We start from the raw sequence: 15,379 nt of genomic DNA, 5'->3' as shown, positions 1-15,379 counted from the left end.
TCAGTCTTCCTTCGGGTAGAGCCCGTCCACGATGTCCTGGTATTCCTTGGCGACGATGCTGCGCCGAATCTTCATATTCGCGGTGGTTCCACCATTTTCGACGGTCAGCTCGTGGTCGAGAATCGCGAACTTCTTCACGGTTTCCCACCGCTCCAGCCGGGAATTGGCTTTGGCGAGCTGCTTTTCGAGTGAGGCCGCGATTTCGGGGCGCTGGCTCAGCTCCGCATAACTCAGATCGGCGAGCCCGCGCTTTTCGGCCCAGGATTTCAGCAACTGCGGATCCATCACGACGAGCGCCGACACGTATTTCCGTCCCTCACCGACGGCGATGGCCTGCGAAATGTACGGGATGTTCGTGGTGAGCGCGGCCTCCACCTTCTGCGGGGAAACGTACTTGCCGCCGGAGGTCTTGAACAGGTCCTTCTTCCGGTCGGTGATCCGCACCCGTCCGGAATCGTCGATCTCGGCAATGTCCCCGGTGCGGAACCACCCGTCGGCATCGAGGGCTTCGGCGGTAACCTCGGGCAGGTTGTGGTAGCCGGAGAACACCGACGGGCCCCGCACCAGGAGTTCCCCGTCGTCGGCCAGTTTGGTCTCCAGCCGCGGCAGGGGCAGGCCGACGGTGCCGAACCGCGGGTTCTGCGGCTGGTCCACGGTGGCGATGGCGGAGGTCTCGGTGGAGCCGTAGCCTTCGATGATGGTGATGCCCGCGGAGTTGAACCAGGTCTGGACCTGCTTGTTGAGCTGCGCGGACCCGGAAATCATGAACTCCATCCGGCCGCCGAGCTTCGCCTTCAGCTTCGAGAAGACCAGCTTCTCCGCGAGCGCGTACTTGACCTTGAGCAGGCCGCGTAGTTCTCCAGCCTCGCGCGCGGCGACGGCGTCGCGGCCAACCGCGAACGCCCAGTGCGAGATGCGGCCCTTCACACCCTTGCCGGTGATGACCGCGGCACGCACCTTCTCGAAGATGCGCGGCGCGCCGCACATGATGCCCGGGCGGGTTTCCGCAAGGCCCTGCACGATGCGGTCGATGCGGCCGTCCACCGCGTTGTGGATGTTGTAGCCCAGCGACGCGGCGAGCAGCGCCTTGCCGAACACGTGGCTGAGCGGCAACCAGAGGTACATGAGGGTGCCCGGCCGGATCAGGTCACGTTCGACGAGGCCCACCGCCTGCGCGATCCACACCCGGTGCGGCAGCCGCACGCCCTTCGGGCGGCCGGTGGTACCGGAGGTGTAGATCAGGGTGGCCAGGTCGTCGCGGCCGGTGGCGGCGATGGCGTCGTCGACGACGCTGCTGCGCTCAGCGAGCACATCGCGGCCCTCGGCGCGCAGCTGCTCCAAGCTGAGCACGCGCTCGTCCAGCTCAACCCCATCGGGCAGCAGCACGACGATGGTGTGCACCTGGTCGGTGATGTCGTCGTCGTTGATGATCTTGTCGAGCTGGGCCCGGTCCTCGACCACCACGACCTTGGAGCCCGAGTCGGTGATGATGAACTTGACCTCGCCGGGGCCGGTGTTGGGGTAGATGGTGGTGGTGGCGCCGGCCGCACACGCGATGCCGTAGTCCATGAACACCCATTCGATTCGGGTGGTGGAGCAGATGGCGACGCGCTCCTCCGGGCGCAGCCCCCGTCCGATGAGCCCGGCGGCGATCTCGTCCACGATCACCTTGGTTTCCGCCCACGTGTATGGGGTCCAGGTGTTCGCGCCGGGAGCGTAGTCGGGGGCGCTGAGCGCCACATCGTTCGGGGTCTCCGCGACACGCTTCCGAAACAGTGCGCCGAAGCTGTCCGGGGCAGCATCGAAGTTGTCGATCGACGTGGGCATGGGGCTCCTCAAGCTAGGTTCTGACGCGGTTCACCCTATCCCAGCGCCCGTCGGCCCTCCATGTCAGTTTCCGCCAGTTTGGCCGGGTGTTCGTTGTCGGTTGGTCCTCGTCTCCCTTGTAAACTAGCCGACTATGACGACACCCCGACTCGGCTGGTTGAGTATGCACCAGCAGCGCATTTGGCGGAGTTACCTGCTGGCGAAGACCAGCATTGATGACTACATGTGCGCTGCCCTTGCGGAGTTCTCACTGAGTCTGGACGAATACGAATTGCTTGTTCGGCTCTCGGAGGCGCCGGAGCACGCGCTGCGCATGGGCGAGTTGGCCCAGAGCATGCGCCATTCGCGTTCCCGGCTGACGCACACCATCTCCCGGCTGGAGATGCGCAAGCTGGTTTATCGCGAGCCGTGCCCATCCGACGGCCGGGGGGTGCAGGCCGTGCTCACGGACGCCGGGTTCGAGCTGCTGCGCAGGGCGGCGCCGGCGCACGTGGATTCCGTCCGAGAAATCTTTGTCGACGCGGTCTCCCCAGAGGATTTCGAGGCCATCGGGCGCGCGATGACCGCGGTGCTCGCCACCGCGGACGAGAAGCGAACGAGCGACGGCCGGTTGATTTAATGGTGCCGTGCCCTTCGTCGATTCCTCCGCGCTGACCCGAGCGCTGTACACCTCCGACGGCTCCCTGTACCGGGTGGAGCCCGCTGGGGTCATCGTGCCCCGCACCACCGAGGAACTGATCGATGCGGTGCGGTGGGCGCTGCGGAAGAAGACACCCATCACGATGCGCGGGGCGGGCACGTCGTGCGCGGGCAACGCCGTCGGCACCGGATTGATCATCGACGCCTCCCGGCATTTGACACGCATCCACGCGATCGACGCCGCCAACCGCACCGCAGTGATCGACCCGGGCGTGGTGCAAGACGTGCTGCAGCGCGCCGCCAGGCCGTTCGGGCTGCGTCTCGGGCCGGACCCGTCCACGTCGTCGCGCTGCACCGTGGGTGGCATGATCGGCAACAACGCGTGCGGCCCGCGCGCGCTGGGCTATGGGCGCATGGCGGACAACGTCGTCGAGCTGGAGATCGTTGACGGCAGGGGCGAGCTGCGCACGCTCGGCGTTGACGACTTCCCCGAGCTGCGCTCCCTGGTGGCCGCCAACCTGGGCATCATCCGCACCGAGTTCGGCCGGTTCACCAGGCAGGTTTCCGGCTACTCGCTGGAGCACCTGCTGCCCGAGAACGGATTCGACGTCGCCAAGTTCTTCGCGGGTTCGGAGGGCACGCTGGGCGTCATCACCCGGGCCACGGTGCGGCTCGTGGCGGACGCCCCCGAGCGGATCATGGTGGCGTTGGGGTATCCGACGATGGCGCACGCCGGCGACGACATCTCCCGCCTGCTGCGGTTCCGGCCCACGGCGTGCGAGGGGCTGGACCGGCGCATCATGGCCGTGGTGGAGCGGAAGCTGGGCCCCGAGCACGTGGGGGAGCTGCCCGCGGGCGACGGCTGGATGTTCCTGGAGCTGGTGGGTGCGGAGGCCCAGGAGGTGCGCGCCCGCGCCGAGGCTCTGCTGGCTGAGGCCCGGTGCCTGGACGGCTGGGTGGTGGACGACCCGGAGCGGGCCAAGCGCCTGTGGCAGCTGCGCGCGGACGGCGCGGGCCTGGCCGGGGTGTCGCTGGCCAAGCCCGCCTACCCGGGGTGGGAGGATGCGGCGGTGCCGCCGGAGCAGCTGGGCAACTATCTGCGCGCCTTCGACGAGTGCCTGGTCCGGCACGGGATGCAGGGCCTGCCTTACGGCCACTTCGGCGACGGCTGCGTGCACTGCCGGATCGATTTCCCTCTCGACGCTCCCGACGGTGCGGCGCGCTACCGTGCCTTCGTCGAGGATGCTGCCCGGATCGTGGCGGGTTTCGGCGGCTCGATGAGCGGTGAGCACGGCGACGGTCGGGCCCGCTCGGCGCTGCTCAGGCACATGTACTCCGACGAGGCGCTCAGGCTGTTCGCCCAGGTCAAGCAGCTGTTCGACCCCGACAATCTGCTCAACCCCGGGATCCTGGTGGATCCGGTACCGGTGGAGGCGGACGCGCGCATGGTGGCGGCGAGCAGGTCGCCGCTCAACGTCTCCGATCCCGACTTCGTGGCTGCCGTGCACCAGTGTTCGGGGGTGGGCAAGTGCCTGGCCGACAACACGTCGGCGGGGGGCGTGATGTGCCCCAGCTTCCAGGCCACCCGAGAGCAGAAGGATTCGACGCGGGGTCGCGCCCGGGTGCTGCAGGAGATGGTGAACGGCTCCATCATCTCGGCCGGCTGGCGTTCCCCGGAGGTGAGCGAGGCACTGGAGCTGTGCCTGCAGTGCAAGGGCTGCGCCCGCGACTGCCCCACCGGCATCGACATGGCCGCCTACAAGGCGCGGGTGACGCACGAGCGCTACAAGGGTCGGCTTCGCCCGCGCAGCCACTACTCGCTGGGTTGGCTGCCCCGCTGGGGCCGACTGGTGACGCGGCTCAGGCTGGGCGGCGTCGTGAACCTGTTGGCCGCTTCGCCCGTCGGGCGGCTGCTGAAGTTTGGGGCGGGGGTGGACGGCAGGCGGCAGATTCCACGTTTCGCGGCCCGCTCGGCGCGCTCGGAACATCGGTGGAGGGGTCCGGGTGGTGAGAAGGGCCGGGTGCTGGTGTGGGTGGATTCGTTCACGGACTGTTTCGAGTCGACGGCTTTCGCCGCACTGGTTCAGGTGCTTGCCGGGTTGGGTTACGAGCCGGTCGTGCTCGACGAGACCGCCTGCTGCGGGCTCACCTGGATTTCCACGGGCCAGCTGGACGGCGCCCGCCGCCAGCTGGCGCGCGCCGCAGCGGTGCTCGCGCCGTTTGTCGAGCGGGGCGTGCCTATCGTCGGGATCGAGCCGAGCTGCACGGCGGTGTGGCGCGGCGACGCGCAGGAGTTGCTGCCCGACGACGCGGCGGTCGCCGCGCTGCGGGGCAAGGTGCGCACGTTGGCGGAGTTCCTCGCCGACGATCCAGACTTCGTGGCCCCCGATCTGAGCGGGCATACCATCGTGGCCCAGCCGCACTGCCACCACGCGTCGGTGATCGGCTGGGCTGCGGATCGCGAGTTGCTCGCCGCGACGGGCGCGCAGCTGGTGACGGTGGGCGGCTGCTGCGGGCTCGCGGGAAACTTCGGCGTCGAGCGTGGCCACCACGAGGTGAGCGTTCAGGTGTTCGACAACGCCTTGGGGCCCGCCGTGGCCGCGCATCCCAGCGCTATCGTCCTGGCCGACGGGTTCTCCTGCCGCACCCAACTGTCCTCGCTGGCCGGCCGGGACGCCATGACGCTCGCCGAACTCCTGGCAACCCACTGAGGCGCGCACGCTCGCGGGTAGCCGCGCGTTGCGGGGTCGTTGGTGCAAGTGTCCCGCACCAGGCTTTCGGGGCCCTCTTCCCCAGAACCGATCACGATCGTGACCCCAGCAGCGGCGGCGCGAGCATCTCCCACACAGAGAGGTCGAACCCCGCGTTGGTATGTCATAGCACCCGGCCGCCAGGTCCGATCGGATAGCTCTCCTGACGCCCCTGCCAAACAGTTCAGAAGCGCCTCGCGCCCGACGAGGACCACCTTAGGGACACCACCTGCCGCCCGAGAGGTGTGGCTCACGCAGCAGCGGGCGCCGCCGTCGTGTGCGCCCAGCTGGAGGGCGTCGTCGCACGGCCCGAAGCGGCCCTCCAACGCGACGTGGGGCCTCGACTGGCTCGCTCCGCCACCATGTCGTCCTCCCCCCCCCAACCTGCTTCGACAGGTGTGACGCGGCGCGGAGGATCATGTCGTGGAGCCCGTCACGGAGGACAAGGCGCCCGCAGTCGATGCTGGCGACAGCGTCAGGGCTGCCCCGGGACGCGGATGATCTCGTTGCCGATGTTACGTTTCATCCGCGTAGGCCCTCCTCTGCGTGCTGAACAGATCCGCGTAGCGACCGCCGAGACTCATGAGTTCGGCGTGGGTTCCGCTCTCCGCGACCCGGCCCTCTTCCATGTAGAGGACGAGGTCGGCGACCTCAACCGAGTTCAGCCGGTGCGTGACGATGATGATGATCGTGCCCTGCTCTGCTGCCAGCTCCCGAGCGTGCCGGAAGTAGGATTCGAGTAGGCGCGCCTCGCTGAGCGGGTCGACGGCGGCCGTGGGCTCGTCGAGCGCGAGCAAGACGACGTCACGCGGCATGAGGGAGCGCGCCAGCGCAGTCTTCTGCCACTGACCGCCCGAGAGCTGGCGCCCGTCGGGAAAGGAGGAGCCCAACCTGGTTTCCAAACCTTCTGGAAGCTCATCCAATAGCGTCGCGCCATCGACCGACGCCAGAGCGTCCAGGACGCGACCGGGGGTGGGATCGCGCACATCGCCGCAGCCGACCACGTCCTGGAGCGGGAACTCGAACTTGGTGAAGTCCTGGAACGCCGCCGAGATCTGGCGCTGTCCCAGTCGGGAGGCGGGTGGGGCCCCTGCGACCTTGATCGAACCGGCCTCGGGCTCGTAGAGCCCCAACAGAAGCTTGACCAGGGTGCTCTTCCCTGCACCGTTCTCGCCCACCAGAGCGACGACGCTGCCCGGGGCGACGGTCAGGTTAACGTCGTCCAGCGCCAGGCGGTCGGCCCCCTGGTAGCGGAAGGAGACGTGCCGCACCTCCAGACCACAGCGCTCACCCGTCTTGGACACGAGGGGAGCACGATCGGCGACGGGAGCGGGAGGTCCTGCCGGAGCGTGGGAGGCCTCCAGGAGTCCACCGAATGTTTCACCGACTGCTGCCACCCGCATCAGGGCGGTGCTGAAGAAGACCAAGGAACCCAGCTGCGAGGTGATGGAACTCACTAGGAGGACCGCGAGGACGACTCCTCCGGCGGTGATCTGGCCTCCGATGAAGCCCTCAGCGACCCAGTAGAGGGCGGCGGCATAACCCGCTCCGAAAATGAGCCAGCCGAGCGCAGCCACTAGGGCAGCCTTGAGGTTGGCGCTGGTTGAGTGGCGCAGCGACTCCCTGAAGTCGGACCTGGCCGTGCCCAGCAGGTGCGGAGCATGCCCGAAGGATCGTAGTTCGAAGGCGACGCTCTCGTCCTTGACCATGTCGCACATGGTCGTGGCACGGCGATGGTGGGAGGAGGCTCGCGCCATGCCGACAGAACGCAGGCCGCTCCCCCACCGATTGATGCGGACGACAACGATGCCCACCACCAGAAGCGCCAGCAGCCGCAGGTCGACACTGCCCAGGAGCAGCAGGGTGAGGGTGAGCCGCACGATCGCGCCGACGAGCAGTGCCAGGACGTCGATCCCCTCGGTGAGGTGCCGTCGTTCCTGGCGGACGAACTCCATCTTGTCCAACACGTCGCTGGACTCAAAGTCTTTCACCGACAGCTTGCTGACGCAGAGGTCGAACAGTGTCTTGTCCAGCAGTCGATCGCTGAGCTCAATCAGCTTGGTGTCGACGGCCAGCGCGCTGCGGCCGACCAGCATAGAGATGCAGGCCAGGACGCCAGCACCGATGGAGGCCATCAGCGTGAGCTGCCCGTCGTCGTTCACGGCGGCATCGGCCAGGACGGCCAACAGCCAGAACATACCTACCGACATAGCGGGACGCACCGCAAAGAGAAAGAGAGTGAGCCACGAGCCCCAGCGGTCTGCCCGCAACGAAAGTCTCGTGGCCACGCCGACCCCGGACAAGAACTTCTTCATCTTTCCTGCGATTCCTCGTCGAGATCGAACTTCGCAGCCTGCTCGGTGAACATCCGGGCGTAGAGACCGCCGCGCCGCATCAGCTCCTGGTGAGATCCGGCCTCCGAGATCCTCCCGTGCGCGAGCACCATGATGAGGTCTGCCCTGCGCACCGTGGCGAAACGGTGGGAGATCAGGAGGGTGGCGCAGTCGCTGCTGTCGATCACAGCATCGTAGAAGCGTGCCTCGGCCCGGGGGTCCAGGGCTGCGGTGGGCTCATCCATGACCAGGAACTGCGCTCCCGTCTGGGTGGCTACCAGGGCACGCGCCACGGCGACGCGCTGCCACTGACCGCCGGACAACTCCACGCCACCAGGGAACTTGTTGGATAGGACCGGCCCCGTCTCGGACATGTCTCCGCCCGGGAGGCGCGAGATCCCCGCCCGCTCCGCGATCCCAGCCAGGTCCTGCGGCAAACTGCGGCTTCCCAGCATGACATTCTCGCGCAAGGTCATCGGGTAGCGTCCGAAGCGCTGCAGGACGACGGCGAAGCGCCTCTGCCACGCGGTCCGACCCACCTCGCCGATGGACGCGCCCGCCATCTGGAGGTGGCCCTTCTCTGGCGCCAGCATGCCGCACACGACCTTGACCAGCGTGCTCTTGCCTGCACCGTTGACGCCGACGATCCCGACCGTCTGCCCTGGGCGCACACCGAAGCTCACGCCTCGCAACACCCACTCATCGGAGCCCGGATAGCGATACCAGACGTCATCGACCACCAGGTCGCCGCCGGGGATGCCGGATTCAGTCCCCCGCGAGGAAGGCGTCTGAGCCGCCTGATCGCTGCCGAGGATGGAGAGCACCTCGAAGATCACCGGAAGACGGCGCAGCCCCTCTCGCCGGTAGAGCAGGTCCATTGTGAGCGAGAGTAGACCCATGAGACCGGCCAACGCGGAGCTTGCCAGCATGAGAACACCAGCACGGTCGCCCACGTCGACGGTGCCCTGCGCCAACCGGACGAACAAGAAGGTTTGCGCGACGGCGACCAACGAACCCAGCCCGATGATCTGGAGAGTGACACGAGTTGTCCTCGCGGGAAGCGGCGTCGGCACGTTCTCGAACGAGAAGTGCTGGGACAACCATTCGCCCAGGCCGAAGACCCGGATCTCCTTCAGCGCTGCACCCGACATCGCCAGGTTCCGAAAGTAGTCCCCGCGAGGGCGCAGCGCTCCTTCGCCGTAGAGCTGGCTCTGCTCCACGGCGTACTCGGACGTCGTCCTCCGCGACAGCGCCCAGTAGCAAACCGTGGTCAGGCTACCCACCACCGGGTCGAGCACCACCAGCAGCACGCCGCTGAAAAGTGCCTGAGCTTCTAGCAGGACGAGGCGGAAGGTGGCGGAGAAGGCGGTGTGCAGCTCTGTCGTGCGAGCAGCGGGTCCGAAGGCGTTAGCTAGAGCAGCACCCAGCTTGGGCTCAACCAACCAGTCGAGCGTCTCCAGCTCGCTTAGAGCCTGCGCAACCTGCAGATCCAGCTCGCCGCCGACCAATCGGCCCAGTCGCTCGCTCTGCACGTCGAGGAACCGGCGCAACACTTGGGACGCGACGGAGCTGGCAACCACCACGCCGATCAATGTCCACAGCACCGCGGCCGACAAGCTGCCGGTCACGCCATGCTGGACCAGGTAGCCGAAAACAAGCACCGGGGCGAAGGCAAACAAGCTCTCTGTCACCAGGATCGCGACGAGCAGGGCGGTCCCGAGGCGGTCGTATCCCCACGCCGTGCGGGCGAGCCTCAAGGCGGACCTCATGGGGATCTCCTTCTTCAGAACCGTTGGCCAGGACAGCAGCCGCCGTTCTCATGTGGTCACGGGCCGCACAATGCCCACCGGACACGGCCCTGACTCTCAGCTGCCCTGCTGGCACGTGGGCCAATCATGCCAGCAAGTCGTTTACACCGACGAACGGATCATCGTCTCCTCCGCCCACGAGCACCCGGTGCTGAGGGCAACCTCGGGCCAGCGTCATGGCGGTGAAGGGGCTACCTCCGGCGTGGGAAAGCACCGCAGCCGGCGACGTCCTTGCGGGCCGATGCGCGACACGTCTCGTTCAAGAGCTAGCGTCACAACGAGTCTCCCTGTGGCAGCTAAGCTGGAGCAAGCTGTCTTCATGAACGAAGATCCTGCCGCAGCTTTTCCTGGGGCTTGCGGGAGGCCCCAGGGGCTTCCTACACCCTCCCGCAAGTCAGACAAACCAAATCTCTAGAGTCAAGGACCACCCGTTCCTCCTGATGATGCTGATGTTGAGGCGATGCGACATCCAGCGTCGAGCAACCCAAACAAAGGAATCTTTCCAGAGAAATGAGATACGCCCCTCTGCTACTACCCACGATAATTGCTCTTTCGGCTTGCAGTTCTCATTCTCCGAGTTCTGCGCCGGATCGTGATGCGCTTTTTGCGGACTACATAACCGCCGTCGAAGCGGAACGCCAGTGCGTCATCGACCTGGGCTACGAAGTGAGCGAGGTGCTCCCGGACCGCTCCGAAAACCGTCCCCACTTCAACTACCACTCCCAGCTGCCCGAACCGGGCTCCCCCGAGAACGCCGAACTCGAAAAATGCTGGGAACTGTCAAAAGAAGCCGGTAAAGCCTACCTGTCCGCCCTCGTTCCCGTGGATGACACGGAGCGTGCCGAACTCTGGACCGGTTTCGTCTCCTGCGCCCGCGGCTATGGGGTAACCGAAGACTTGAGCGGCAAAACCGACTACGAAGTGGCCACCGTGCTGTTCCAACACGGCGACTCGCACAACTGCATGCACCAATATCTTGGGCTCTTCCCCCAGCTCACCGGCGTCGGCGACCCCGAACGAACCATCGTCTCCACCGGGAAAGACCGGTGAAATCCCTCATCTGGTTCGCCGCCTGCCTCCTCCTCAGCGGCACCGCAGTGACCACAGCCTGGCTGATCTCCGGGGCCACTTGGACCACGCTGCCAGAGCTGGACCCTGCCCCCAGCGAAGTCCTCGTCCACGCGGAGCCCTCCACCACATCCCCCGGGCAGCGGGTGTCGATCAAGGTCAGCTCATCGCCCAGAAGCGAGGTGCTGTCCTGGGCAGAGTCGGGAGTGGTCACCGCAATCCACATCAACGAAGGTGCGGCGGTGGCAGCCGGACAACGTGTCTTCGACGTCGACCACTCCGCCGTGCTCGGCTACACCGGCCAGCCCTTCCACCGCGACCTCGACCTGGCCGCCACCGGCCCGGACGTCGTGGCGCTGCGCCAGCTGCTGCGCTCGGCAGGCAGCACCGTCGCCGCCAACGGTGCCTTCGACGAGGCGCTGAAGCAGGCGACGAAAAAGTGGCAGACGGCAAACGCGATCCAGCCCGCTGACGGGGTGTTCCGGCGCTCCTCGCTCGTGTTGCTCCCCCAGGCTGGTTCCGCCACTGGCATCCAGCTCAAGCTGGGCGCCCCGGTGCCCCAGGCGGGTGCCGCAGTATTCAGCATCGGCACTAACACTCGCGTCCTCACGCTACCCGAAGCGGACGTTCCGCCCGGCGAGTACACGCTCGCCGTGGCCGGTGCCCGAAGCCCCGTCACCCTAGACGAGGCCGGCCAATACACGGCCGCCGAGCTGGACCGACTGCTCACCAAACTGGAGGCCCACGAGGACGGTTCCTTCACCGGCAACGGGCAACTCAAACCCACCACCGAAACACCCGTCCTGCTGATCCCCGGAGCCGCGCTCATCACGGCACCCGCCGAGAAGACCTGCGTGGCGCTGCCCGGCGGTCAGCTCACCAACGTCACCGTCGTCGGCACCGACACGGAGGGCCGCGCCATGATCGAGCCGAGCCTGCCCGACGGCGCTCGGGTGGTGGCCAACCCCTTGGCGGCCCATCCGGGGGCGAGATGCCCCTGATCCTCGACAACGTCGCCTTCCGCTACCCGGGCGTCGAGGAAACCGTCTTCGCCAACGTTTCCCTCACCATCGACGATGGTGCGGCCGTGGCGCTCGTGGGCCCCTCCGGCGTCGGGAAGAGCACCCTGCTCGCCGTGGCCGGTGGCCTGCTCGCGCCCAGCTCGGGGCGCGTGCTGCTCGACGATGACGCACCCCGGCCGCACCACGTCGGGTGGATTCTGCAAAGCACCAACCTGCTACCCCGCCGCAGCGTGCTGGACAACGTCACGCTGCCCGCCATCATCCGCGGCCAGCGCCGACAGGACGCCGAGCGGGCCGCCGTCGAACTGCTCAACGCCGTCGGACTGCCCGGCTTCGAGCAGCGCCCGGCACGCAAGCTCTCCGGCGGGCAGGCGCAGCGCGTGGGCGTCGCCCGGGCCTTCCTGGCGCGGCCCCGGATCATTCTCGCCGACGAGCCCACCGCCAACTTGGACGCCCGCACCGCCCGCCAGGTGGCCGACAGCCTGCTGGCCATCAAGCGGGAAAACGTCTCTTTGGTGGTGGCCACCCACGATCTCGCGGTCGCCGAGCTTTGCGACCGCATCATCCCCTGGGAGGAGCTGGCGCCATGCGGGTGAAGGACGTGTTCACCGAGGCGACCCGCCAGCTGACCCCCCGCGTGCTGCTGGCGAGCGGCATCGCCGGGCTGATCCTGCTGGGGATCACCACCCTGACGGCAATCCAGGCCCTCGCCGCGCTGAAGCAGGAGCACGACGCCAGGCGGGCCGGGAAATACGTCTATCAGATATCGAGCGAGTCTTCCCCCCTGTCCGCTTCCGCGTGCGAGTCCTTGAACTCCGTCTCCGGCGTCTGGGCCGCCGGCGGTGAGCTGGCCGAGGCGCCGACCCGGCTGATGCTCACCCCACAGGGTAGGCCCCTACCCGCGGCCTTCCTCACCCCCGGCGCAGCACGGGTCTGGGGCCTGTCCGAGAGCGAGAGCTACGTGGGTCGGGAGCTGGAACACAGACGGATCGCGGCCCCCGGCCAGGAGCTGTTCCGCGACGAGGGCGCCCGGCTGCGCATCTCCGCGTCGTTGCCCCCCGATGGTGTCCCGGGCCCGCTGCAATCCGCGGTGGTGGAGTTTCGGCCCGCATGGGGAATGGTTTCCGTGTGTTGGCTGCGCATGGCACCCGGGAATCAGGAGGCCGCGGCGGAGCTGGCCCGCTTCGTATTCGACACGCCGAATCTGAAAGTGCAGCCCCTGCATTCCGATCCTGCGGCGGCCGCAACCCCGCACGAGCAGTGGCTGCGCTACCTGGGGATGCGCCCAGCCTGGTTCGCTGGCCTCACGATCGGCGCGCTGGTCGGCCTGATCGCTTTCGCGGATCGGCCACAGTGGGCGATCTACCGCACTTTCGGCGCATCCCGGTGGGAGGTGTCCGCGATCCTCCTGGCCCAGTACGTGGTGGCGGGGTTCCCCGTGCTGCTGGCCGCGGCCCTGCTCGGGCCCACGCTGGCCGGCACCATCGTCGGGGTGCCGGTGCCAGTGGCGGTGAGCCTGGTGAGTTGGGGGCAGGCCCTCGCCGCCTGGTGCGTGGGACTGGCCAGCGGCTGGCTGGGCGGCGTGCTCGCCACCGCGGGTAACCCGCAGTACCAGTTGAAGGACCGCTGACTAAGCGGGAGGTCAGGGCTGCCAGCTGCCTGCCGGGTAGGGCGGCTGAGCATCGCACGTCGGGAATCTGTTGTCCCCGTAGCGTTCCCGGTAGTCCTTGGCTCCCTGGCGCCGCGCCTCGTTCGATTCTCTGAAGAGAAAGAAAAATGCAACCGCGAGGCATATGAAACCACTCGCAGTCATCAGCAGCATGCTCGTTCCCAAAGCATCCTTGTTCAGGACCGTGAGCAGCCAGGGCAGCTGGTAGCTCGACCTAGCGCTGTAAACCACGGCGGGAAAGATCGCCAACGCAGTGCTCAACAACCAGTAGGAGGACAAGGAGAGCGCCGTGGCGCGGGTTCCCAGCGCACGGGGGCTCCACATGCTGCCACAGGAGTTGGCGAACCCCAGGAAAGCGCCCTGGCCAACGAAGTGGACCGGAAACAGGGTGAAGAGCACGACAAGATGAGGCAAGTCGAAATGCCCGGTGAGGGCCTGCAAGGTAATAATCACGGTTGGCGCAGCCAGCCCGACGCCCGTCGCATGTAATCCCAGCCGCTGGAAGGCGGTCGCTTTCAGCGGGATCGCGGGGCCTTCCACGGTACTAACGATTGCCGGCGGGGGCGGGCCTTGAGTGGGTTCCATCGGATGGTGATACGTCATGCATCAAGGGTACTGTCCTGCCAGGTCACCATCCCCTCCGCGCATCCGCGCTGTGACCCCGGCCGGGACCGGCGTTCACTTCGCCGTCACGCAAAAATCGATGCAACCGTGAGCCGCCCCCCAGCGTATTAGGGGTGAAAGGATCGCGAGCCGCCCACCCCGGCGACCGATCGCGACCAAATCAAGGAGAGAGCAGAAATGAACGAGCACTTTGACTTCGAGTCACTGGCCGCAGCGGCCGAACGAAGCCCGATGCTGCAGGCCGCCGAGGTGCGCAGACTGGGCGCCAGGCGTCGGCTGGGTCGCCAGCTGCGCGTGGGCGCCGGCATGCTGGCGCTCGGCGTGGTGGCCGGCGTCGGGCTGTGGTTCTCGCCGCTGGGCAGCAGCACGACGGTGGTGCCCGCGAACCCGACCAGCGCCGGCGAGGTGTCACCCACCCCGGATGTCTCCCCAACGCCCGACGCCTCCCCCACCGCCCACGACACGCCCAGCCCGGAGCCGGCCAGCCCCAGCCCGGAACCCACGGAGACGAAGCAGCCGACCGAACCGTCGGGTGGGAAGCCCGGCAGGAAGCTGAGCTTCACTCTGCTGCCGGAAGCCGCGGAACTCCACCCGTCCGACGAAGGCCTCGTCGTCACGAAGGAAGCCGAGGGACGCCCCGACGCCAAGATTTTCCCGTGCTTGCAGGAAGATCTGGGTGAGAAGCGGGCCATCTACCGCACATATGGCTCCCCTGGCTATCCCAGCTACATGACGGCTCTCGCGCTCGACTTCGGCTCGACCGACTCGGCCAGTGCCGCTGCCGAAAGCATCAAGGCCGGCCTGAAGAAGGACTGCATCGAGAAGCTGACTGCCGCCGGGGTGAAGAAAGTCGAATTCCTCGACACCACCGATATCATCAAACTGGATACCGACGGAGTGCAGGCCAACCTGGTTCAAGTCGGTTCCTACTCCGTTGGCGGCTTCCTCGACGACGACAATGGTGGGCGCAGCATCATGGTTGACTTGGTCCAGGCCGACAATCAGGTATTCGCGCTCATCCGCAACCACGTCGGCTGGGACGACGACTGCGTGATCGAACCCGACGAGTTCCGCCCGTACTGCCCCGAATACCTGGCCGCGGCAAGCGTCCTGAAGAAACTGTCCTGAGAACGGCTAGGAGGAACAATCCCATGAACGAAACCCAATTCGATTCGTTCTACCAGTCGTCCTTCACCCGCATCGTCGGCCAGATTTACGCGCTCTGCGGCAATCTCCAGTCGGCGCAGGACGCCACCCAGGAAGCCTTCGTCAGGGCGTGGGACAAGCGGGGGAAGCTCCGCTCGGCGGACAGCCCCGAGGCCTGGGTTCGCACCACCGCCTACCGGATCGCGGTCAGCGAGTGGCGCTCCATGAAACGCGCCCAACGGCAGCCGGATCGGGCGGTGGAGTACCGCCGCCCCGCGGAGCCCAACCCCAACGCCGTCGCCCTGGCCGCGGCACTCGCGAAACTACCCAGCGACCAGCGACGCGCGCTCGTGCTCTACCACATGTGCGACCTGAGCGTCGCCCAAGTGGCCAAGGAGGTGGGTGCGCCGGAGGGCACCGTCAAGGCCCGGCTCTCCCGAGGCAGGCAGGCCCTGGCCGCGCTGCTCGGGCAGGAGGCCCGCGTCTAAACGGT

At 67.2% G+C, this 15,379-nt stretch carries 12 protein-coding genes; 8 read left to right on the top strand and 4 right to left on the bottom strand.

Annotated features, from left to right (window positions below):
* Entirely contained in the window at window positions 1-1,827 is a 1,827-nt protein-coding gene (locus tag EII42_RS05380) for a long-chain fatty acid--CoA ligase (RefSeq protein WP_125171089.1), read from the bottom strand.
* A 133-nt stretch (window positions 1,828-1,960) separates the two neighbouring features.
* Here EII42_RS05380 and EII42_RS05375 point away from each other — a divergent pair, with 133 nt between their 5' ends.
* Together EII42_RS05375 and EII42_RS05370 are read left to right on the top strand one after the other, a co-directional pair.
* Window positions 1,961-2,446 carry a MarR family winged helix-turn-helix transcriptional regulator gene (locus EII42_RS05375; RefSeq protein WP_125171088.1) on the top strand — a complete coding sequence of 162 codons (486 nt, stop codon included), beginning with the start codon at window positions 1,961-1,963 and terminating at the stop codon, window positions 2,444-2,446.
* 7 nt (window positions 2,447-2,453) lie between these two features.
* The gene (locus tag EII42_RS05370; protein WP_125171087.1) at window positions 2,454-5,177 is read left to right on the top strand and encodes an FAD-binding and (Fe-S)-binding domain-containing protein; all 2,724 of its coding nucleotides are present in this window, start codon (window positions 2,454-2,456) and stop codon (window positions 5,175-5,177) included.
* Window positions 5,178-5,731: 554 nt separating this feature from the next.
* On the opposite strand, the gene EII42_RS05365 is transcribed toward EII42_RS05370, so the two are convergent.
* Window positions 5,732-7,531, bottom strand: coding sequence for an ABC transporter ATP-binding protein (locus EII42_RS05365; protein ID WP_125171086.1), 1,800 nt, complete (start codon window positions 7,529-7,531; stop codon window positions 5,732-5,734).
* Window positions 7,528-9,318, bottom strand: a complete 1,791-nt coding sequence (locus tag EII42_RS05360; protein ID WP_125171085.1) for an ABC transporter ATP-binding protein — start codon at window positions 9,316-9,318, stop codon at window positions 7,528-7,530. Before EII42_RS05360 ends, EII42_RS05365 begins: the two co-directional genes overlap by 4 nt.
* A gap of 549 nt (window positions 9,319-9,867) precedes the next feature.
* Between EII42_RS05360 and EII42_RS12875 the strand changes: the two genes are divergently transcribed.
* Genes EII42_RS12875 through EII42_RS05345 form a run of 4 tightly spaced genes read left to right on the top strand, consistent with a single transcriptional unit; the run spans window position 9,868 to window position 13,077 of the window.
* On the top strand, window positions 9,868-10,407 hold the full coding sequence (locus EII42_RS12875; protein ID WP_158676414.1) for a hypothetical protein: 540 nt from the start codon (window positions 9,868-9,870) through the stop codon (window positions 10,405-10,407).
* The gene (locus EII42_RS05355) at window positions 10,404-11,426 is read left to right on the top strand and encodes a peptidoglycan-binding protein (protein ID WP_158676413.1); all 1,023 of its coding nucleotides are present in this window, start codon (window positions 10,404-10,406) and stop codon (window positions 11,424-11,426) included. The genes EII42_RS12875 and EII42_RS05355 overlap by 4 nt, the downstream gene beginning before the upstream one ends.
* Window positions 11,417-12,043, top strand: coding sequence for an ABC transporter ATP-binding protein (locus EII42_RS05350; protein ID WP_125171083.1), 627 nt, complete (start codon window positions 11,417-11,419; stop codon window positions 12,041-12,043). The genes EII42_RS05355 and EII42_RS05350 overlap by 10 nt, the downstream gene beginning before the upstream one ends.
* Complete coding sequence (locus EII42_RS05345; protein WP_125171082.1) at window positions 12,034-13,077, top strand: FtsX-like permease family protein; 1,044 nt, start codon at window positions 12,034-12,036, stop codon at window positions 13,075-13,077. Before EII42_RS05350 ends, EII42_RS05345 begins: the two co-directional genes overlap by 10 nt.
* A 12-nt stretch (window positions 13,078-13,089) precedes the next feature.
* Here EII42_RS05345 and EII42_RS05340 read toward each other — a convergent pair whose 3' ends face one another.
* Complete coding sequence (locus EII42_RS05340) at window positions 13,090-13,719, bottom strand: hypothetical protein (protein WP_125171081.1); 630 nt, start codon at window positions 13,717-13,719, stop codon at window positions 13,090-13,092.
* Window positions 13,720-13,917: 198 nt separating this feature from the next.
* Here EII42_RS05340 and EII42_RS05335 point away from each other — a divergent pair, with 198 nt between their 5' ends.
* Window positions 13,918-14,868 (top strand): hypothetical protein, encoded by a 951-nt coding sequence (locus tag EII42_RS05335; RefSeq protein ID WP_125171080.1) that lies wholly within the window; start codon window positions 13,918-13,920, stop codon window positions 14,866-14,868.
* A 23-nt stretch (window positions 14,869-14,891) separates the two neighbouring features.
* Window positions 14,892-15,374 (top strand): RNA polymerase sigma factor, encoded by a 483-nt coding sequence (locus EII42_RS05330; RefSeq protein ID WP_125171079.1) that lies wholly within the window; start codon window positions 14,892-14,894, stop codon window positions 15,372-15,374.
* Window positions 15,375-15,379 lie beyond the last annotated feature (5 nt).

The sequence above is a fragment of the Tessaracoccus sp. OH4464_COT-324 genome, assembly GCF_003932855.1.
Taxonomy (GTDB): Bacteria; Actinomycetota; Actinomycetes; order Propionibacteriales; family Propionibacteriaceae; genus Arachnia.
This window is presented reverse-complemented; position numbering and strand designations above follow the sequence as displayed.